We start from the raw sequence: 15,795 nt of genomic DNA, 5'->3' as shown, positions 1-15,795 counted from the left end.
TTCCTCTTTTTGCTGCCCTCCCCCATGCACGGTAATGCATGGGCTTGGCAGGCAATAGATTCGTCAAAAATTTAGATGCTATCTATTCGATAGCTGGTAGCGCATAAAAAACATGCGCCTGAGGCCGATTTGGCTTAAAGGTCTTCCGACCCCAGCAGCATTTCGGTAATGCCCTTGCCGGCCTGCACCATCGGGAACACGTTCTCGGTGGGGTCGGTACGGAAGTCCATGAACACCGTGCGGTCCTTGAGCTTGCGGGCTTCGCGCAATGCGGGCTCCACGTCCTTGGGGTGTTCGATCAGCATACCTACGTGGCCATAGGCCTCGGCCAGCTTCACGAAGTTGGGCAGCGCGTCCATGTAGCTGTGGCTGTACCGACCGGAGTATTCGATCTCCTGCCACTGGCGCACCATGCCCAGATAACGGTTATTCAACGAGCAGATCTTGATCGGCGTGTTGTATTGGAGGCAGGTGGACAGTTCCTGGATGTTCATCTGCACCGAGCCTTCGCCGGTAATACAAAACACTTCGGACTGTGGCTTGGCCAGCTTGATCCCCATGGCATAGGGAATGCCCACACCCATCGTGCCCAGACCACCGGAATTGATCCAGCGGCGCGGCTCGTCGAAGCGGTAGTACTGCGCCGCCCACATCTGGTGCTGCCCCACGTCGGATGTGATGTATGTATCACCATCCTTCGTCATGTTCCACAGCGTCTCTACCACGTACTGTGGCTTGATCACATCGCCGCTGCCCATGCTGTACTTCAGGCACTCGCGCTTGCGCCAGCCTTCAATAGTGTCCCACCAGGCAGCCAGGGCACCGGCGTCAGGGCGGGTGCTGCTCTCGCGGATCATGGAAATCAGCTCGGTGAGCACGTCCTTCACGTCACCAACGATCGGGATGTCGACCTTCACGCGCTTGGAGATGCTCGACGGGTCGATATCGACGTGGATGATCTTGCGGTCGTTCTGCGCGAAGTGCTTGGGGTTGCCGATCACCCGGTCGTCAAAGCGCGCACCCACTGCCAGCAGCACGTCGCAGTTCTGCATGGCGTTGTTGGCTTCGATGGTGCCGTGCATGCCCAGCATACCCAGGAACTTGCGGTCCGATGCGGGGTAGGCCCCGAGACCCATCAGCGTGTTGGTGACCGGGTAGCCCAGCATGTCCACCAGCGTACGCAGCTCGTTGGTGGCGTTGCCCAACAGCACGCCGCCGCCCGTATAGATGTAAGGGCGCTTGGCCGCAAGCAGCAACTGCAGGGCCTTTCGGATCTGTCCGCCATGGCCCTTGCGCACGGGGTTGTACGAGCGCATTTCTACCGTTTGCGGGTAGCCGGTGTAAGGCACCTTCTTGAAGGAAACATCTTTGGGCACATCCACCACCACAGGGCCTGGGCGGCCGGTACGGGCAATATGGAAGGCCTTCTTCATCGTCGCGGCCAGGTCGCGCGGGTCCTTGACGAGAAAATTGTGCTTGACGATGGGGCGGGTGATACCGACCGTATCGCACTCCTGGAAGGCATCAAGCCCGATGGCGGGCGTGGGCACCTGACCAGAAATGATCACCATGGGGATCGAATCCATGTACGCGGTGGCGATGCCGGTCACGGCGTTGGTCAAGCCGGGGCCCGAAGTGACCAAGGCCACGCCGACTTCACCCGTGGCGCGAGCGTAGCCGTCGGCAGCGTGCACGGCGGCCTGTTCGTGACGCACCAGTACGTGCTGGATGGTGTCTTGCTTGTAGAGCGCGTCGTATATGTACAGAACCGCGCCGCCAGGGTAGCCCCAGATGTACTGGACGTTCTCTGCCTGGAGGGCCTTGATGAGGATCTCAGAACCCATGAGGTCCTGCGAACCGGAAGCGGGAGATGTGTTGCCCTGCGAAGCAGCGGCTGCTGAAGAGATTTCAGCCTTGGGGATTTCCATGATCGATCAACCTTTGTGAATTTCTCTGACGAAAAACCTTGGGTGCCCCTCGCACGCGCTCTTGTGAAGCCAGCTTGGAACTTGAGGCCAAGGACATGGGCGGGATGATTGCCGCGCCGGACCGTGACCCGTTTGCCTTTTGAATTGCAGGTGGATTATCGCACTGCAACACTCACAAAACGCTCCGCAGCCGAAAAAAACTCCGGCGGGTGCGATAATCTGCGGTTTTACGGCGCCGTTGAGTTGCGAAACTGCAGATATCTGCGCCGATCTCCTCCCGGGCTGACCCGTCTTGGCAACCGAACAAGAACTTTCCGATTTCCTCAAAAGCGTAGAAAAGCGCGCGTTCAAGCGCTCGGTCTACCACGTTCGCAACGAGGAAGCGGCGCTCGACATCGTGCAAGACAGCATGCTCAAGTTGGCCGAGCACTACGGGGACAAACCGGCGGGCGAGCTGCCCATGCTGTTCCAGCGGATTCTTTCCAACTGCACCCTGGACTGGTTTCGCCGCCAGAAGACGCGCAATGCACTGTTTTCGAGCATGAGCGACTTCGAAGGCCCAGGTGAAGATGGCACGGATTTTGATCTGCTCGAAGCGTACTCAGGGACAGAAGACGGCGACAAAGCCGAAAGCGCGGAAGACCTGACCCGCCGGGCCCAGATATTCCAGGGCATTGAAGAAGAAATTGCAGAGTTGCCACCACGTCAACGGGAAGCGTTCCTGATGCGTTATTGGGAGGAAATGGACGTCGCAGAGACGGCTGCCGCCATGGGCTGCTCCGAAGGCAGTGTCAAAACACACTGCTTTCGCGCCATACAAACCCTCAGCAAGGCACTGAAGGCCAAAGGAATCGAGCCATGAAGAACACTGTACAGACCCCACCGACCCAAGCTGAAGCTGCTGCCGAGCGCTTTGCGCTGCGCGTCACGGCGCGCCTGTCCAGCGGCACCGACGCCCTGCCCTATGACATCTCCGAGCGGCTGCGCGCCTCGCGCATGCAGGCGTTGGCCAAACGCAAAGTCACCGCGCCAGTGCATCGCACCGCCCCCGCAGCAGTGGTGGTCAACGCAGGCAGCACCGCCACACTGGGCCGTGGCGGCGAAGGCGGTGGCTGGTGGAATGCCCTGGTGTCCGCCGTGCCTCTGCTGGCGCTGGTCGTGGGACTGGTGGTCATCAACATCGCGCAGGACGAACGCAGTGCCAACGATGTGGCCGAGGTAGATGCCGCTCTGCTGACCGATGACCTGCCTCCCGCCGCTTATTCGGACCCAGGCTTCGTACAATTCCTCAAGACCTCCGCGCAGTCAAACTGACCTGCCTGACTCTGGACTGCATGCACCCAAGCCCCTCTGAAGCTCCCTCCACGCTGCCAGCCTTCGTGCTGGCATTGGCGCTTCTGGGTGCGCTTACTGCTGGTGGCTGGCAGGCGTTGGTGCAGATGCGCATGGCCCCCAGCACAGTGCTCCAGGCGGGCGCTGAGGCCGCAGTGGCCCGCCCCAATAACGCCCGCACAGACCTGTCTGCCGTGAACATGCCCCCTGCCACGGAATCAGGACCAGGCTGGGGCACGCTCACCACGGCGCAAAAACTGGCGCTGTATCCGCTGTCGGAACGCTGGGCGCTGATCAGCGAAGCCCAAAAACGCCGCTGGCTCGACTTGGCCATCAACTACCCCAGTCTTTCGGAAGAGGAACAACGCAAGTTCCATGACCGCATCACCGACTGGGCCAATCTGAGTGCCCAGCAGCGCAACCAGGCACGCTTGAACTACGCGGTCACCAAGCGCCTGGCTGGGGACGACAAACGGGCGCAGTGGGAGGCCTACCAGGCACTGTCTGACGAAGAGCGCAAGGCGTTGGCCTCCAAGGCGACCCCCAATCCCCATGGGGCTGCCACGGCCCTGCGCCCTGTCTCGCCCAAAAAGCTGGCCCAGGTGCCCGCAGCAACGCAAGCCAACCCCGATCGGCCCAACGCCCCCAAGATTCCACCGGTGGTAGACCACTCGCCCCGCGTTGCGGCCCCTGTGCCTCAGCCGACGGCGCCTGCGATGCCATCCACCCCCGCATCCGCAGCGCCGGCAACCTCGACGGGTGGCGTGGAAACAGCGCCCGTGGCGATCCCCAGTGCGGTGCCTGCTGTACTTCCGCCCCTGGGCTCTGGCGGAGCCGACAGCACGGGCTCGCCCGGCACCCCCGCGGTAACACCTGACACCTCCGGCCTGTATCCTCAGTAGGTTTCAACCTGCCCTGGCCCGACGGGCCTGACCTGGAATGTCTGTTTCTCCCTCTCCCACCACGCCCCAGCCTGCGGCCAACGCATCAAGCGGTGTCCTTGCGGGCGGCCCCACGCCCAACCTGTGGCGGCGCATGGCCTGCTGGCTGTACGAAGGCATGCTGATGTTCGGCGTGGTCTTTATCGCCGGGTACCTGTTTGGCACGCTGAGCCAGACGCGCAATGCGATGGACAACCGCCATGCGCTGCAAGCCTTTCTCTTTGTGGTGTTCGGTATTTATTTCACCTGGTTCTGGGCCAAAGGCCAGACCCTCGCACAGAAAACCTGGCACATCCGCGTGGTGGGCACTGCAGGGCAACCCATCAGCCAGCCGCGCGCCTTGTTGCGGTATGTATTGAGCTGGCTGTGGTTTCTGCCGCCGCTGGCGGCAATCGCACCATTTTCCCTGTCGGGGGGTGAGTCCGCCGTGATCGTGCTGGGCTGGGTGGCCATCTGGGCGCTGCTCAGCCGGTTCCACCCCACGCGGCAGTTCTGGCACGACGCGCTGGCCGGCACCCGGCTGGTGCACTACGAAATTCCCAAAAAATAAGCGCATGCAACCCTCCTCCCCTTCTCCGGACTCTCCGGCCAACCCCCAAAAGGCGCGCTCGGGCCTCAATCGCATCTGGCATGCCGCCGGCTATTCCATGGAAGGGCTGCGGGCCGGCTGGAACGAGAAGGCCTTCCGCCAGGAAGCCATCGCCGCCATGGTGCTGCTGCCGCTGTCGCTCTGGCTGGGCCGCAGTTGGGTCGAAGTCGCCTTGTTGGCGGGCTCCGTGGTCATCGTGATGATTGTGGAGTTGCTCAACACGGGCATCGAGACCGCCATCGACCGCATCGGGCCCGAGTGGCATGACCTGTCCAAACGCGCCAAGGACATGGGCAGCGCAGCGGTTCTGCTGGCCTTGCTGCTGTGCATTGGCATCTGGGCTGCCGCATTGTTTCAGAGGTTTTTCCATGGCTGAACCCACTTTTTCTGTGTGCGTATATTGCGGATCGCGCCCCGGCGACAACGCCGCCTATGCCCAGGCGGCGCAGGCAGTGGGCCAATGGATCGGCGCCCACAACGGACAACTGGTATACGGCGGTGGCCGCAGTGGGCTGATGGGCACGGTGGCCGAGGCAACGCATCTGGCGGGCGGCCGGGTGGTGGGGGTGATACCGCAGGCGCTGGTGGACAAGGAGCTGGCCAACCGCCAATGTGACGAGCTGCACATCGTGCAGACCATGCACGAACGCAAGGCCATGATGGCAGAGCGCAGCGATGCCTTCCTCGCCTTGCCCGGCGGCATCGGCACGTTTGAAGAACTGTTTGAGGTGTGGACCTGGCGCCAGCTGGGCTACCACGACAAGCCCTTGGGCTTGCTGAATGTGGCGGGCTACTACGACGGCCTGCTGGGTTTCTTGCAGGGCAGCGTGGTCAGTGGCTTCATGGGTGAATGGCAGATGGGCCTGTTGCATGCATCCACCGATGCAGAGGGCCTGCTGCGCACGCTGGTGCAAGATGCGGGGCCTGACCAAGCGCCCGTCCCGCTGCGCTCGGTGATCTGACTCCCCGCACTCCGAAACTCGAGCGGCCCACAAGCCAAGGCCACCGAGCAAGGGCCAACAGACTGCGCATGCGGCGCTTCGCTTGCTTGCGCTGGCGTTACCTCCCTTTTCTCGAATGGCGCAGCCGTTCAAGAGAAAGGGCAAGGTAAGAAGCGACTCAGGGGGTTGTCACCTCAGACCGCTGCGTCGTCCAGATCGCCCGTGCGAATGCGCACCGTGCGCTCCACGGCGGTCACAAAAATCTTGCCGTCACCGATCTTGCCGGTGCGCGCCACGTTCACGATCGCGTCCACGCAGCGGTCCACATCCTCGGACTTGACGACGACCTCGACCTTCACCTTGGGCAGAAAGTCCACCACGTATTCCGCGCCGCGGTACAGCTCGGTATGGCCTTTCTGGCGGCCAAAACCCTTCACTTCGGTCACCGTGAGGCCGGTCACGCCGCATTCGGCCAGGGCTTCGCGGACTTCTTCGAGCTTGAAGGGCTTGATGACGGCGGTGATCATTTTCATGGCGGGTCTCCTGGAGGATGTAAAAAATCGGGCTGGGGGCACGGCGCCGAAGCGTCACGCCCTGAATTTGCTGGTGATAGGGTAACGCCAGTCCTTGCCAAAGCTGCGGCGCGTGACACGAATCCCTACCGGCGCCTGGCGGCGTTTGTACTCGTTGAGCTTGATCAGGCGCGTCACGCGCTCGACATCGGCCCGGGCGAAGCCGCTGGCAATGATGGACTCGATGGGCTCATCGTTTTCCATGTAGCGGGCCACGATGGCGTCCAGCACCTCATACGGCGGCAGGCTGTCCTGGTCCTTCTGGTCGGGCCGCAGCTCGGCACTGGGCGGCCGGGTGATGATGCGCTCAGGGATGGGGCTGGCGCAGGTGCCATACGGGTCGTTGGCATTGCGCCAGCGGGCCAGATCAAACACCCGGGTCTTGGCCACGTCCTTGATCACGGCAAAGCCGCCGGCCATGTCGCCGTACAGCGTGCAGTAGCCGGTGGACATCTCGCTCTTGTTGCCGGTGGTCAGCACGATGGCGCCGAACTTGTTGGACAGCGCCATCAGCAGCGTGCCCCGGATACGTGCCTGCAGGTTTTCTTCGGTGGTGTCTTCGGGCAGCCCGGCAAACTCGGTGGCCAGCGCGGCCTTGAAGGCCTCGAACTGCGGCTTGATCGAAATCTCGTCGTAGCGCACGCCCATGCGCGTGGCCATGTCGCGCGCGTCGATCCAGCTGATGTCGGCGGTGTAGGGCGACGGCATCATCACCGTGCGGACCTTGTCGGCACCGAGCGCGTCCACCGCAATCGCCAGCACCAGCGCCGAGTCGATGCCGCCCGACAACCCCAGCAGCGCGCCCGGGAAGCCGTTCTTGCCCACATAGTCGCGCACACCCAGCACCAGGGCATCCCACAGGTCGGCCTCCAGCGTGCGCTCTGGGGCAACCTCTGCTGTAATTTTGATAGCACCCTGGGCAAATTCGACTAGCGCATAGACCAGCTTTTCTACAAAAGCAGGGGCCCGAGCCGCCACCGAGCCGTCGGCGGCCAGCGCAAACGAGCGGCCTTCGAACACCACCTCGTCCTGCCCGCCCACCAGGTGGGCGTAGACCAGCGGCAGGCCCGTCTCGACCACACGGGCGCGCATGGTGGCCTCGCGCTCCGTGCCCTTGCCCAGGTGGAAAGGCGATGCATTGATGACTGCCAGCAACTGCGCACCGGCGGCAGCGGTATCGCGCGCGGGGGTGGCAAACCAGGCGTCTTCGCACACCAGCACGCCCACCTTCACGCCCTCCACCTCGAACACGCAGGGCTTGCTGCCCGGCACGAAGTAGCGCCGCTCGTCAAACACCTGGTAGTTGGGCAGCTCGCGCTTGGCATAGGTCTGCTCGATCTTGCCGTCGCGCACCACGCTGGCGGCGTTGAAGCAGACGCTGAAGGCCTGGGCGCCAGGGGCCATGGCCTGCGGGTGGCCCAGCACGATGGCCAGGCCTTTCAACCCCGCAGTCTCGCGGGCCACGGTTTTCACGGCATCATCGCAGGCCGCAATGAAGGCAGGGCGCAGGAACAGGTCTTCGGCCGCGTAGCCGCAGATGGCCAGCTCCGGTGTCAGCAACAGGCGAGCGCCCTGGGCATAGGCCTCGCGGGCTGCCGCAATGATCTTTTGGGCGTTGCCGGGCATGTCGCCCACAACAAAGTTGAGCTGCGCAGTGCAAATGGAGAGCGTCATGGAACTGGAATCGGCCCCTGAGGCCAGGTTGAATACCGCCGTTGCAGGCCCGCAATCAAAGGTGCATCACAGGGGCCTGCATGGCTGAAGCTGCCATTATCGCCCGCGTGCTCCCCTCCGTGCTGGACGTGGACACTACCGCCTGGAACCACCTGCTGGCGCAGCAAAGCCACCCCACGCCCTTCATGCGGCATGAATACCTGGCCGCGCTGGAAAGCAGCGGCAGCGCCACGCCGCGTACCGGCTGGACGCCCCGCTTCATGACGCTGTGGGACGGCGACACCCTGGTGGCCGCCTGCCCTCTGTACCTCAAGAGCCATTCGTACGGCGAATATGTGTTTGACTGGGCCTGGGCCAGCGCTTACGAGCAGCACCGTGTGCCCTACTACCCCAAGGCCGTCATTGCCGTGCCCTTTACGCCCGTGCCGGGCAGCCGGCTGCTGGCCCGCGATGCCGCCACGCGCGCCCTGCTGGTGCAGGCGGTGTGCCAGTGGTGCGAGCAAGAAGACGTGTCGTCCGTGCATGTGCTGTTTGCCAGCGATGACGATGTGCTGACCAGCGCACAACAAGACCTGATGCTGCGGCACACCGTGCAGTTTCACTGGAAGAATGAGCGGCCCACGCTCCCTGTGGCCCAGGGTGTAGTCGCCACCGACGGCGAAACCCTGCGCTACCAGGACTTTGACCAGTTCCTCGCCAGCCTGTCGCAAGACAAACGCAAGAAGATCCGCCAGGAGCGCCGCCGCGTGGCCGATGCCGGAGTCACCTTCCGCTGGTCACGCGGGGCGGACATCAGCGCTGCAGACTGGGATTTTTTCTACCGCTGCTACGAGCGCACCTATCTGGAGCACGGCAACCCGCCCTACCTCACGCGCGACTTCTTCGCCCGCATGGCAGCGGATATGCCCGAGGCCTGGCTGCTGTTTGTGGGGGAGCGGGACGGGCGGCCTATTGCTAGCAGTTTGATAGCTATAGGCGCATATTCATCTAGCGCATCAGCCCCAAAAGACGCTGAATCAGGCCCCGAATCACGCTCCGAGCTGGTGGCCTACGGCCGCTACTGGGGCGCGCTGGAGCGCGTGGACTGCCTGCACTTCGAGGCCTGCTACTACCAGCCGCTGCAGTGGTGCATCGCCCACGGTGCCGTGCGGTTTGAGGGGGGCGCCCAGGGCGAGCACAAGATGGCCCGCGCGCTGCTGCCCGTGCAGGCCACCAGCGCGCACTGGCTGGCACACCCGGCATTTGCTGAGGCGGTGCAGCGCTTTCTGGACCGCGAAGGCGCGGGCGTGGAAAGCTACCTCGGCGACCTGCAAGCGCGGAGCCCCTTCAAGGCCGCCTGACCTGCAGTGATCAGGCAGGACGCGCGGACGAGATCAAAGCCAGGCTTGAACCAACACACGGCGAAGGCAGAGCCCGTCACGCCTGCCGAGGGCGGCGAGTCACTGTCAAAAACTCTCCCAGTCAGCATCATTGCCGCTGCCCGAACGAGCTGGCGCCGTTGACACAAGAGCCGGTGCGGGCTTGGCGGCCGCACGCAGGGGCGGCACCTTGGACGGGGCCACAGAGGCTGGTCGGCTGGAACCGGCCAAGGCCTTAGATGGGCCTGCAGCCTTGGGCACATACGCAAAGGCAGACGCAGCCGGCTGCGCAGCCTGCGCTGGCGACAGCTTGAAGAACGCCACCGTGCTCACCAGGTCCTGCGCCTGGTTGTTGAGGCTGGCAGCGGCGGCGGCCATTTCTTCCACCAGGGCAGCGTTTTGCTGGGTGACCTGGTCCATCTGTGTCACAGCCTCGCCCACCTGGGCCACGCCCTGGCTTTGTTCAGAGCTGGCGGCACTGATCTCGCCCATCAAATCCGTGACACGTTTGATGGAGCCCACCACCTCGGTCATGGTTGCACCCGCCTGATCGACCAGCGTGGTGCCTGCGGCCACGCGTTCCACGCTGTCGTTGATCAGGGTCTTGATCTGCTTGGCCGCGTCGGCCGAACGGCCCGCCAGGCTGCGCACCTCGGACGCCACCACTGCAAAGCCCCGGCCCTGCTCGCCCGCACGCGCTGCTTCGACGGCCGCGTTCAGCGCAAGGATGTTGGTCTGAAAGGCAATGCCATCGATCACACCGATGATGTCGGCGATCTTGCTGCTGCTGTCGTGGATGCCCTTCATGGTGTCCACCACCTGGCTCACCACCTCTCCGCCATGCACGGCCACCGTCGATGCGCTCTGCGCAAGCTGGTTGGCCTGGCGGGCGTTGTCGGCGTTCTGGCGGACGGTCGAATTGAGCTGCTCCATGGATGCTGCCGTCTCCTGCAAGGCGCTGGCCTGCTGCTCGGTGCGAGCGCTCAGGTCGTTGTTGCCCTGAGCGATCTCCGACGACGCCGTGGCCACGTTCTCGGAGCCGGAGCGCACGTGCCCCACGATGCGCGACAGGTTTTGCTGCATTTCGTCCAGCGAGCGCAGCAGCTGGGCCATCTCATTGCGGCCATCGCCCACGTCGGGAATCTGCACCGACAGATTGCCGTGGCTGATTTCATCGGCCGCCCGCACCGCACGCTGCACCGGCCCCACGATGGAACGCGTGGTCCACAGCGCAAACAGTGCGCCCAGCACCACCGACACCACCGCCCCCAGCGCCAGCACCCACTGGCTGGTGCCTGCGGCCTGGATGATGGCGCCCTCGAACTCATCGAGCTGCTTGTGCGTGTTGTCCGCCACATCGGCCAGCGACTGCAGGTAAGCGGTGGCCAGGGGCTTGAGGTCGCTGTCCACCAGCGCAAACACGTCTTCCCCGGCCTTCTTGCGCTCCAGCAATTTGGCGCGCGCGTCCACATAGGCCTTGCGGGTCACCGCCACACGTTCCATCAGCGCCTTTTCGGTGGGGTCGTCCACCAGCGCCTCCAGCTTCTTTTGCGCCTCGCTGGCCCGTTGGGACGTGGTGGCCATGTCGGCCGTGAGCGACTGGATGTAGCCCGCATCCGTGGCCTTGAGCGACGCCGACGCCCGCACCCAGTTCAGGTCGATGGCCGCCTTCCACTCCTGCGCCAGGGCGTTGCGCTCCATTTCGACAGTGGCAATGCGACTGCTGGCCTCCTTGAGTACCGCCAGTCGCCAGACGCCGGTGGCGGCGATGGTGGCGGTGATCAACAGCACAAGGCCAAAGGCCAGGCTCAGCCGCGCTCCGATTTTCAGGTTGCTCATGGGAATCTTTCGTGGTTTTTATGGGGGCTTTTGCCAGCCATGGGTGCGCCGATGTGGTGCCACGCACCTGCGCGGGACCACAAGGAATCAGCGGCTGGAATGTGATAATTATATCATATTTATGATAAATATGATTTCATCAATTTGAATCATCGCAAGAGAGTCGACGGCCCACTGCGCAAACGCTGCGCCGGTGGGGGCATGGGTGCGGCCCCCTGTGTCAGCCGTGGGGATATCAAAACAGCGCACAAGGCCCCGTGCGTGCAGCGCACGCACGGGCTGGAGTGCTACATCGCGGGCGCTGTCGGCGCAGTGCCAGGCGCTGAACCAACTTGGGGAAGTCTACGCCCCAAAACGGGGCGCTACGCTTACAAACGGTGCAGGCATGGCCTGCCGTCGGTCAAAAGCTCTCCCAGTCGTCCTCGGCACCGGCGGCCACTGCTTGTGGGGCCGCTTTGGATGCGGCGCCCGCGGCCTTGGTGGTGGCACTGGCAGCAGGTGCCTTTTTGGCGGCAGGAGCAGAGGGAGAGCGCAAAGCAAGGGTTGCCTTGCTGCCCGCCGCATGGCTGCCCATCGCCGCCTTGCGCGTGTCCGCGGCGGGCGCAGGGCGCGGCACCGAGTCCACAGCGCCGCCAGGCTGCGATGCCCGTGCCTGGTCGGCCGTGAGCTTGAACACCGCCACCGCCCCCACCAAGGCCTGGGCCTGGTGGCTCAGGCTGCTGGCAGCAGCCGCCATTTCCTCGACCAGCGCCGCGTTCTGCTGGGTGACCTGGTCCATCTGCATGACGGCCTCGCCCACCTGCGACACGCCCGTGCTCTGCTCGCTGCTGGCGGCGCTGATCTCGCCCATGATGTCCGTCACGCGGCGAATGGCGCCCACCACCTCGGTCATGGTGATGCCCGCCTTGTCCACCAGCTGGGTGCCCTGCTCGACCCGCTCCACGCTGGCAGTGATGAGCGATTTGATCTCTTTGGCCGCCTCGGCGCTGCGCTGGGCCAGATTGCGCACCTCGCCCGCCACCACCGCAAAGCCCCGGCCCTGCTCGCCCGCGCGGGCGGCCTCCACGGCCGCGTTCAGCGCCAGGATGTTGGTCTGGAACGCAATGCCGTCAATCACGCTGATGATGTCGGCGATCTTTTTGCTGCTGTCGTTGATGCCCTTCATCGTGGTCACCACCTCGGCCACCACATCGCCGCCCTGCCCCGCCACGGTGGATGCGCTCATCGCCAGCTGGTTGGCCTGGCGCGCGTTGTCGGCGTTTTGCTTGACGGTGGAGCTCAGCTCCTCCATCGACGCAGCGGTTTCCTGCAGCGCGCTGGCCTGCTGCTCGGTGCGGATGGACAGGTCGTTGTTGCCCGATGCGATCTCGGCACTGGCCGACGCCACGCCCTGGGCATTGCCACGCACGCCCGACACCACATGCGCCAGGTTGTCCCGCATGGCGGTGAGGCCGCTGAGCAACTGGGCGATCTCGTCTTTGCCGCGCGCATGGATCGCCACGGTCAGGTCGCCCTGCGCCACCGCGTCGGTGATCTGCACCGCATCGCCCAGCGCGCGCGAAATCTGCCGGATCATGGCGCCGCCCATCAGTACCGCCAGCACGATGCCCGCCACCACGGCCGTGACCGCCAGTGCGCGGATGGTCTGGTAGCTGGCGGCCGCACTGTCGTACTCGGCCTTGGCGCGGTCCAGCTGCACCTGCATCAGCTGGCCCAGCACCTCCTGCAATGGGTCGATGGCGGGGTACATCTCCTTGGCCGCAAACGCGGTCAGGGCCGCCACATCGCCCGACTTGAAGTGCCCCGCCAGTACATCGGTGGCCGCATCTGCCTTGGCCTGCAGCGGCTTGAAGCGCTCGACCAACTGCGTTTCCTCCGGCACCAGCTGGGTGGCCAGATAGGCCTTCCAGTTGGCCTCGATGGCCTTGCGCGCATCGGCCACCGACTGCAGGCCCTGTGCGGGTGTCAGCGTACCGTCACGCACCTTGTGGGCCGTGTCCACCACATTGACCGCATACATGTCCGCCACCACCTTGATCTGCTTGAGCGGCACCACCCGGTCGTCGTATACCGACTTGAGCCCGGCATTGGAATTGCCCATGCCATACAGCCCCGCCACGCCCACCAGCAACACCAGCAGACACAAGGCCGCAAGCAAACCCGCCAGGCGGGTGGAAATCTTGAACTGGTTCATGACAACACTCCTGAGGGAAACAAGCAAACAGGCTGCGCCCGGCTGGCTGCGCACCAGCGGTTGGAAAGGGGCATACGGAGAGCGCGCGGCAGACTCAGGTGCGGCCAGGGCGGCGCCCCGGTTGGCGTCGCAGACCACACGGCAGGCGCATGGGAGCTCGCACTGGTGATGATGGGGCGGCCACCCATGCACGTGCGCGACGCGTTGAAACCTCGGTCCATTGCAGAACTCCTGTGGAGAACGGCGCCAAAAAGGAATGTCCACCCACCGACGGGCCGCGCGCCGTGGCGGGCCCGCTCAGCATAGCGCTTTCCGTTACGTTTGCGTACAAATCGCCCGCCAACATTGGCGCGCCGCTGCCCATAACGGCAACTCGCCATCACGCACCTGCAGCAAGCATCGCGCCAGCGGTGGCAGACCCACCCCACGCATGCCTTCCGCCATCACCAACAAAGCGCCCGACCACAAAAAAGCACGCAGAAGATAGCCCCCCTCTGCGTGCTTTCTTGCTTTGTTTTTGATAGCTTTCAGCGCATGTTCCACCTGCGCTTGCGGCCGTTTGGACCTGATTTCTTCACCCAGGGGCCTGCGCAGCCCTTGGTCAGAAGCTCTCCCAGTCGTCGTCGCTTCCTGCAGCCTTGGGTGCCGGTGCCGGGCTGGGCGCTGCGGGCTTGGCGGCAGTGGAGGCTGCCGGGCTGCTGGCCTTGGGCGCCGCCAGGCTGGCGGCTGGTTTGCTGCCGGTCTTGGCGCTTTTGCCCAGGCTGGTGCTGCGGGCCGGGGCTTTGTAGCTGGGCGCTGCTATGGGGGTGCGGGCGGGGGCTGCCGTGTGGCGGTTCTGGCTGTAGCTGCTGTTCGTGCTGCTGGCGTCGAGCTTGAACACGGCCACGGCGTTGACCAGTTCGCCGGCCTGGGCGTTCAGTGCGCTGGCGGCCGCGGCCATTTCTTCCACCAGGGCAGCGTTTTGCTGGGTGGCCTGGTCCATTTGCGTGACGGCTTCTCCCACCTGGCCGACTCCTGCGCTTTGTTCGCTGCTGGCGGCGCTGATCTCTCCCATGATGTCGGTCACGCGCCGGATGGCGCTGACGACTTCGGTCATGGTGGCTCCGGCCTTGTCGACCAGGGCGGTGCCTTGTTCCACGCGTTCTACGCTGGCGGTGATGAGGGCTTTGATTTCTTTGGCGGCTTCTGCGCTGCGTCCTGCCAGGTTGCGTACTTCTCCGGCCACCACGGCAAAGCCCCGGCCTTGTTCGCCGGCGCGGGCGGCTTCCACGGCTGCGTTGAGCGCCAGGATGTTGGTCTGGAAGGCGATGCCGTCGATGACGCTGATGATGTCTGCAATCTTGTTGCTGCTGGCGTTGATGCCTTTCATGGTCTCGACCACTTCGGCCACCACGTCTCCGCCTTGCACGGCCACGGTGCTGGCGCTCACGGCCAGCTGGTTGGCGGCTCTCGCGTTGTCGGCGTTCTGGCGCACGGTCGAGCCCAGTTCTTCCATCGAGGCGGCTGTTTCTTCCAGCGCGCTGGCTTGCTGTTCCGTGCGTGCGCTCAGGTCGTTGTTGCCTGAGGCGATCTGTGCGCTCGCTGAGGCCACGCCTTCGGCGTTCTGGCGCACCGAGCTGACGGTGTTGACCAAGCTTTGCTGCATGCGCTGCAGGGCGCTGAGCAGGTGGCCGGTTTCGTCCTTGGACTGCACGACGATCTGGCCGCTCAGGTCGCCACTGGCCACACGGTCGGCCGCTTCCACCGCCTGCGCCAGGGGGCGGGTGATGGAGCGGATGATGGTGATGGCCAGAAAGATGGCGATGGCGATGGCCAGCGCACCCGCGATGAGCACATCGCGCTGCAGCGCCGCAGCGGCGGATTCCGCGCGCGCGCCGGCGTCCGCCGTTCTCTGTGATTGAAACTCTAACTGGTCATCTATCGCTGCCATGTAGGCCCGTTGCGCAGGGCGAAGCTGATCCTCCAGCAGCTTCAGGGCTTCGTCCCGTTGACCTTGCTGGAGCACTGTCAGGTATTGATCTCGAAGCTTGACGAAATCGGCACGCCGCTGCTGCATGCGCGCCAGGATTTCCTTGCCTTTCTCTGAGGTGATCAGAGTATTCAAGGTTTTGTACTGCGCCTCCACATCCGCGGAAGAACTAGAAAGCTGACTTGTCGCCGACTTCACGATCGACTCTGTCGTGAAGATCGCCAGATTGCGCACCTGGATGGCTTGCTCATTCACGCCGTCGTTGAGTGCTGACAGGGCTTGGGTAATAGGTACACGAACATCAATGACGTCTTTGAGCTCCGCACGCTGGTTCGCAGACCGCACGAGACTCACTGCCCCCAACGCGACCAACAGAAGCACCATGACGGCAAATGACACGGCCAGTCGGGTTGAAATCTTTAACTGATTCATCCTTCTTCTCCTCTGGGTTGATGTTG

General features: G+C 64.0%; 13 protein-coding genes. 7 read left to right on the top strand and 6 right to left on the bottom strand.

Going from position 1 to position 15,795, the window contains the following annotated elements; genetic code table 11:
• Window positions 1-134 precede the first annotated feature (134 nt).
• Entirely contained in the window at window positions 135-1,928 is a 1,794-nt protein-coding gene (locus C8C95_RS18710; RefSeq protein ID WP_116749560.1) for an acetolactate synthase 3 catalytic subunit, read from the bottom strand.
• 292 nt (window positions 1,929-2,220) lie between these two features.
• Here C8C95_RS18710 and C8C95_RS18705 point away from each other — a divergent pair, with 292 nt between their 5' ends.
• From C8C95_RS18705 to C8C95_RS18680, 6 genes are read left to right on the top strand one after another with little or no spacing between them, the layout of a single operon-like run.
• On the top strand, window positions 2,221-2,790 hold the full coding sequence (locus tag C8C95_RS18705) for an RNA polymerase sigma factor (protein WP_056067354.1): 570 nt from the start codon (window positions 2,221-2,223) through the stop codon (window positions 2,788-2,790).
• On the top strand, window positions 2,787-3,242 hold the full coding sequence (locus C8C95_RS18700) for a DUF3619 family protein (protein ID WP_056067352.1): 456 nt from the start codon (window positions 2,787-2,789) through the stop codon (window positions 3,240-3,242). The genes C8C95_RS18705 and C8C95_RS18700 overlap by 4 nt, the downstream gene beginning before the upstream one ends.
• A 20-nt stretch (window positions 3,243-3,262) precedes the next feature.
• A complete protein-coding gene (locus C8C95_RS18695; protein WP_116749559.1) occupies window positions 3,263-4,162 on the top strand; it encodes a DUF3106 domain-containing protein in 900 nt (299 codons plus the stop codon).
• 37 nt (window positions 4,163-4,199) lie between these two features.
• Complete coding sequence (locus C8C95_RS18690; RefSeq protein ID WP_082522553.1) at window positions 4,200-4,751, top strand: RDD family protein; 552 nt, start codon at window positions 4,200-4,202, stop codon at window positions 4,749-4,751.
• A gap of 4 nt (window positions 4,752-4,755) precedes the next feature.
• Window positions 4,756-5,166 carry a diacylglycerol kinase gene (locus tag C8C95_RS18685; RefSeq protein ID WP_116749558.1) on the top strand — a complete coding sequence of 137 codons (411 nt, stop codon included), beginning with the start codon at window positions 4,756-4,758 and terminating at the stop codon, window positions 5,164-5,166.
• Window positions 5,159-5,752: a TIGR00730 family Rossman fold protein gene (locus C8C95_RS18680; protein ID WP_116749557.1), complete on the top strand. Its 594-nt coding sequence runs from the start codon at window positions 5,159-5,161 to the stop codon at window positions 5,750-5,752. Before C8C95_RS18685 ends, C8C95_RS18680 begins: the two co-directional genes overlap by 8 nt.
• A gap of 173 nt (window positions 5,753-5,925) precedes the next feature.
• On the opposite strand, the gene C8C95_RS18675 is transcribed toward C8C95_RS18680, so the two are convergent.
• Together C8C95_RS18675 and C8C95_RS18670 are read right to left on the bottom strand one after the other, a co-directional pair.
• Entirely contained in the window at window positions 5,926-6,264 is a 339-nt protein-coding gene (locus tag C8C95_RS18675; RefSeq protein WP_015013651.1) for a P-II family nitrogen regulator, read from the bottom strand.
• Between the two features lie 54 nt (window positions 6,265-6,318).
• A complete protein-coding gene (locus C8C95_RS18670; RefSeq protein ID WP_116749556.1) occupies window positions 6,319-7,977 on the bottom strand; it encodes an NAD+ synthase in 1,659 nt (552 codons plus the stop codon).
• Window positions 7,978-8,057: 80 nt separating this feature from the next.
• Between C8C95_RS18670 and C8C95_RS18665 the strand changes: the two genes are divergently transcribed.
• Window positions 8,058-9,317, top strand: a complete 1,260-nt coding sequence (locus C8C95_RS18665) for a GNAT family N-acetyltransferase (protein ID WP_116749555.1) — start codon at window positions 8,058-8,060, stop codon at window positions 9,315-9,317.
• A gap of 105 nt (window positions 9,318-9,422) precedes the next feature.
• Here C8C95_RS18665 and C8C95_RS18660 read toward each other — a convergent pair whose 3' ends face one another.
• The 3 genes from C8C95_RS18660 to C8C95_RS18650 all read right to left on the bottom strand — a co-directional run bounded on the left by C8C95_RS18660 (window position 9,423) and on the right by C8C95_RS18650 (window position 15,769).
• Window positions 9,423-11,174 (bottom strand): methyl-accepting chemotaxis protein, encoded by a 1,752-nt coding sequence (locus C8C95_RS18660; protein WP_116749554.1) that lies wholly within the window; start codon window positions 11,172-11,174, stop codon window positions 9,423-9,425.
• Between the two features lie 400 nt (window positions 11,175-11,574).
• Window positions 11,575-13,368, bottom strand: a complete 1,794-nt coding sequence (locus tag C8C95_RS18655; protein WP_116749553.1) for a methyl-accepting chemotaxis protein — start codon at window positions 13,366-13,368, stop codon at window positions 11,575-11,577.
• Window positions 13,369-13,969: 601 nt separating this feature from the next.
• Window positions 13,970-15,769, bottom strand: coding sequence for a methyl-accepting chemotaxis protein (locus C8C95_RS18650; RefSeq protein WP_116749552.1), 1,800 nt, complete (start codon window positions 15,767-15,769; stop codon window positions 13,970-13,972).
• Window positions 15,770-15,795 lie beyond the last annotated feature (26 nt).

It is taken from the genome of Acidovorax sp. 99 (assembly GCF_003096455.1).
GTDB lineage: Bacteria > Pseudomonadota > Gammaproteobacteria > Burkholderiales > Burkholderiaceae_C > Acidovorax > Acidovorax delafieldii.
The sequence above is the reverse complement of the archived record's forward strand: the minus strand, read 5'-3'. Positions and strand labels throughout refer to the sequence as shown.

Coding starts and splice junctions, on each gene's coding strand:
- C8C95_RS18710 (WP_116749560.1), bottom strand. CDS start 1,928: ATGGAAATCCCCAAGGCTGAAATCTCTTCAGCAGCCGCTGCTTCGCAG.
- C8C95_RS18700 (WP_056067352.1), top strand. CDS start 2,787: ATGAAGAACACTGTACAGACCCCACCGACCCAAGCTGAAGCTGCTGCC.
- C8C95_RS18695 (WP_116749559.1), top strand. CDS start 3,263: ATGCACCCAAGCCCCTCTGAAGCTCCCTCCACGCTGCCAGCCTTCGTG.
- C8C95_RS18690 (WP_082522553.1), top strand. CDS start 4,200: ATGTCTGTTTCTCCCTCTCCCACCACGCCCCAGCCTGCGGCCAACGCA.
- C8C95_RS18685 (WP_116749558.1), top strand. CDS start 4,756: ATGCAACCCTCCTCCCCTTCTCCGGACTCTCCGGCCAACCCCCAAAAG.
- C8C95_RS18680 (WP_116749557.1), top strand. CDS start 5,159: ATGGCTGAACCCACTTTTTCTGTGTGCGTATATTGCGGATCGCGCCCC.
- C8C95_RS18675 (WP_015013651.1), bottom strand. CDS start 6,264: ATGAAAATGATCACCGCCGTCATCAAGCCCTTCAAGCTCGAAGAAGTC.
- C8C95_RS18670 (WP_116749556.1), bottom strand. CDS start 7,977: ATGACGCTCTCCATTTGCACTGCGCAGCTCAACTTTGTTGTGGGCGAC.
- C8C95_RS18665 (WP_116749555.1), top strand. CDS start 8,058: ATGGCTGAAGCTGCCATTATCGCCCGCGTGCTCCCCTCCGTGCTGGAC.
- C8C95_RS18660 (WP_116749554.1), bottom strand. CDS start 11,174: ATGAGCAACCTGAAAATCGGAGCGCGGCTGAGCCTGGCCTTTGGCCTT.
- C8C95_RS18655 (WP_116749553.1), bottom strand. CDS start 13,368: ATGAACCAGTTCAAGATTTCCACCCGCCTGGCGGGTTTGCTTGCGGCC.
- C8C95_RS18650 (WP_116749552.1), bottom strand. CDS start 15,769: ATGAATCAGTTAAAGATTTCAACCCGACTGGCCGTGTCATTTGCCGTC.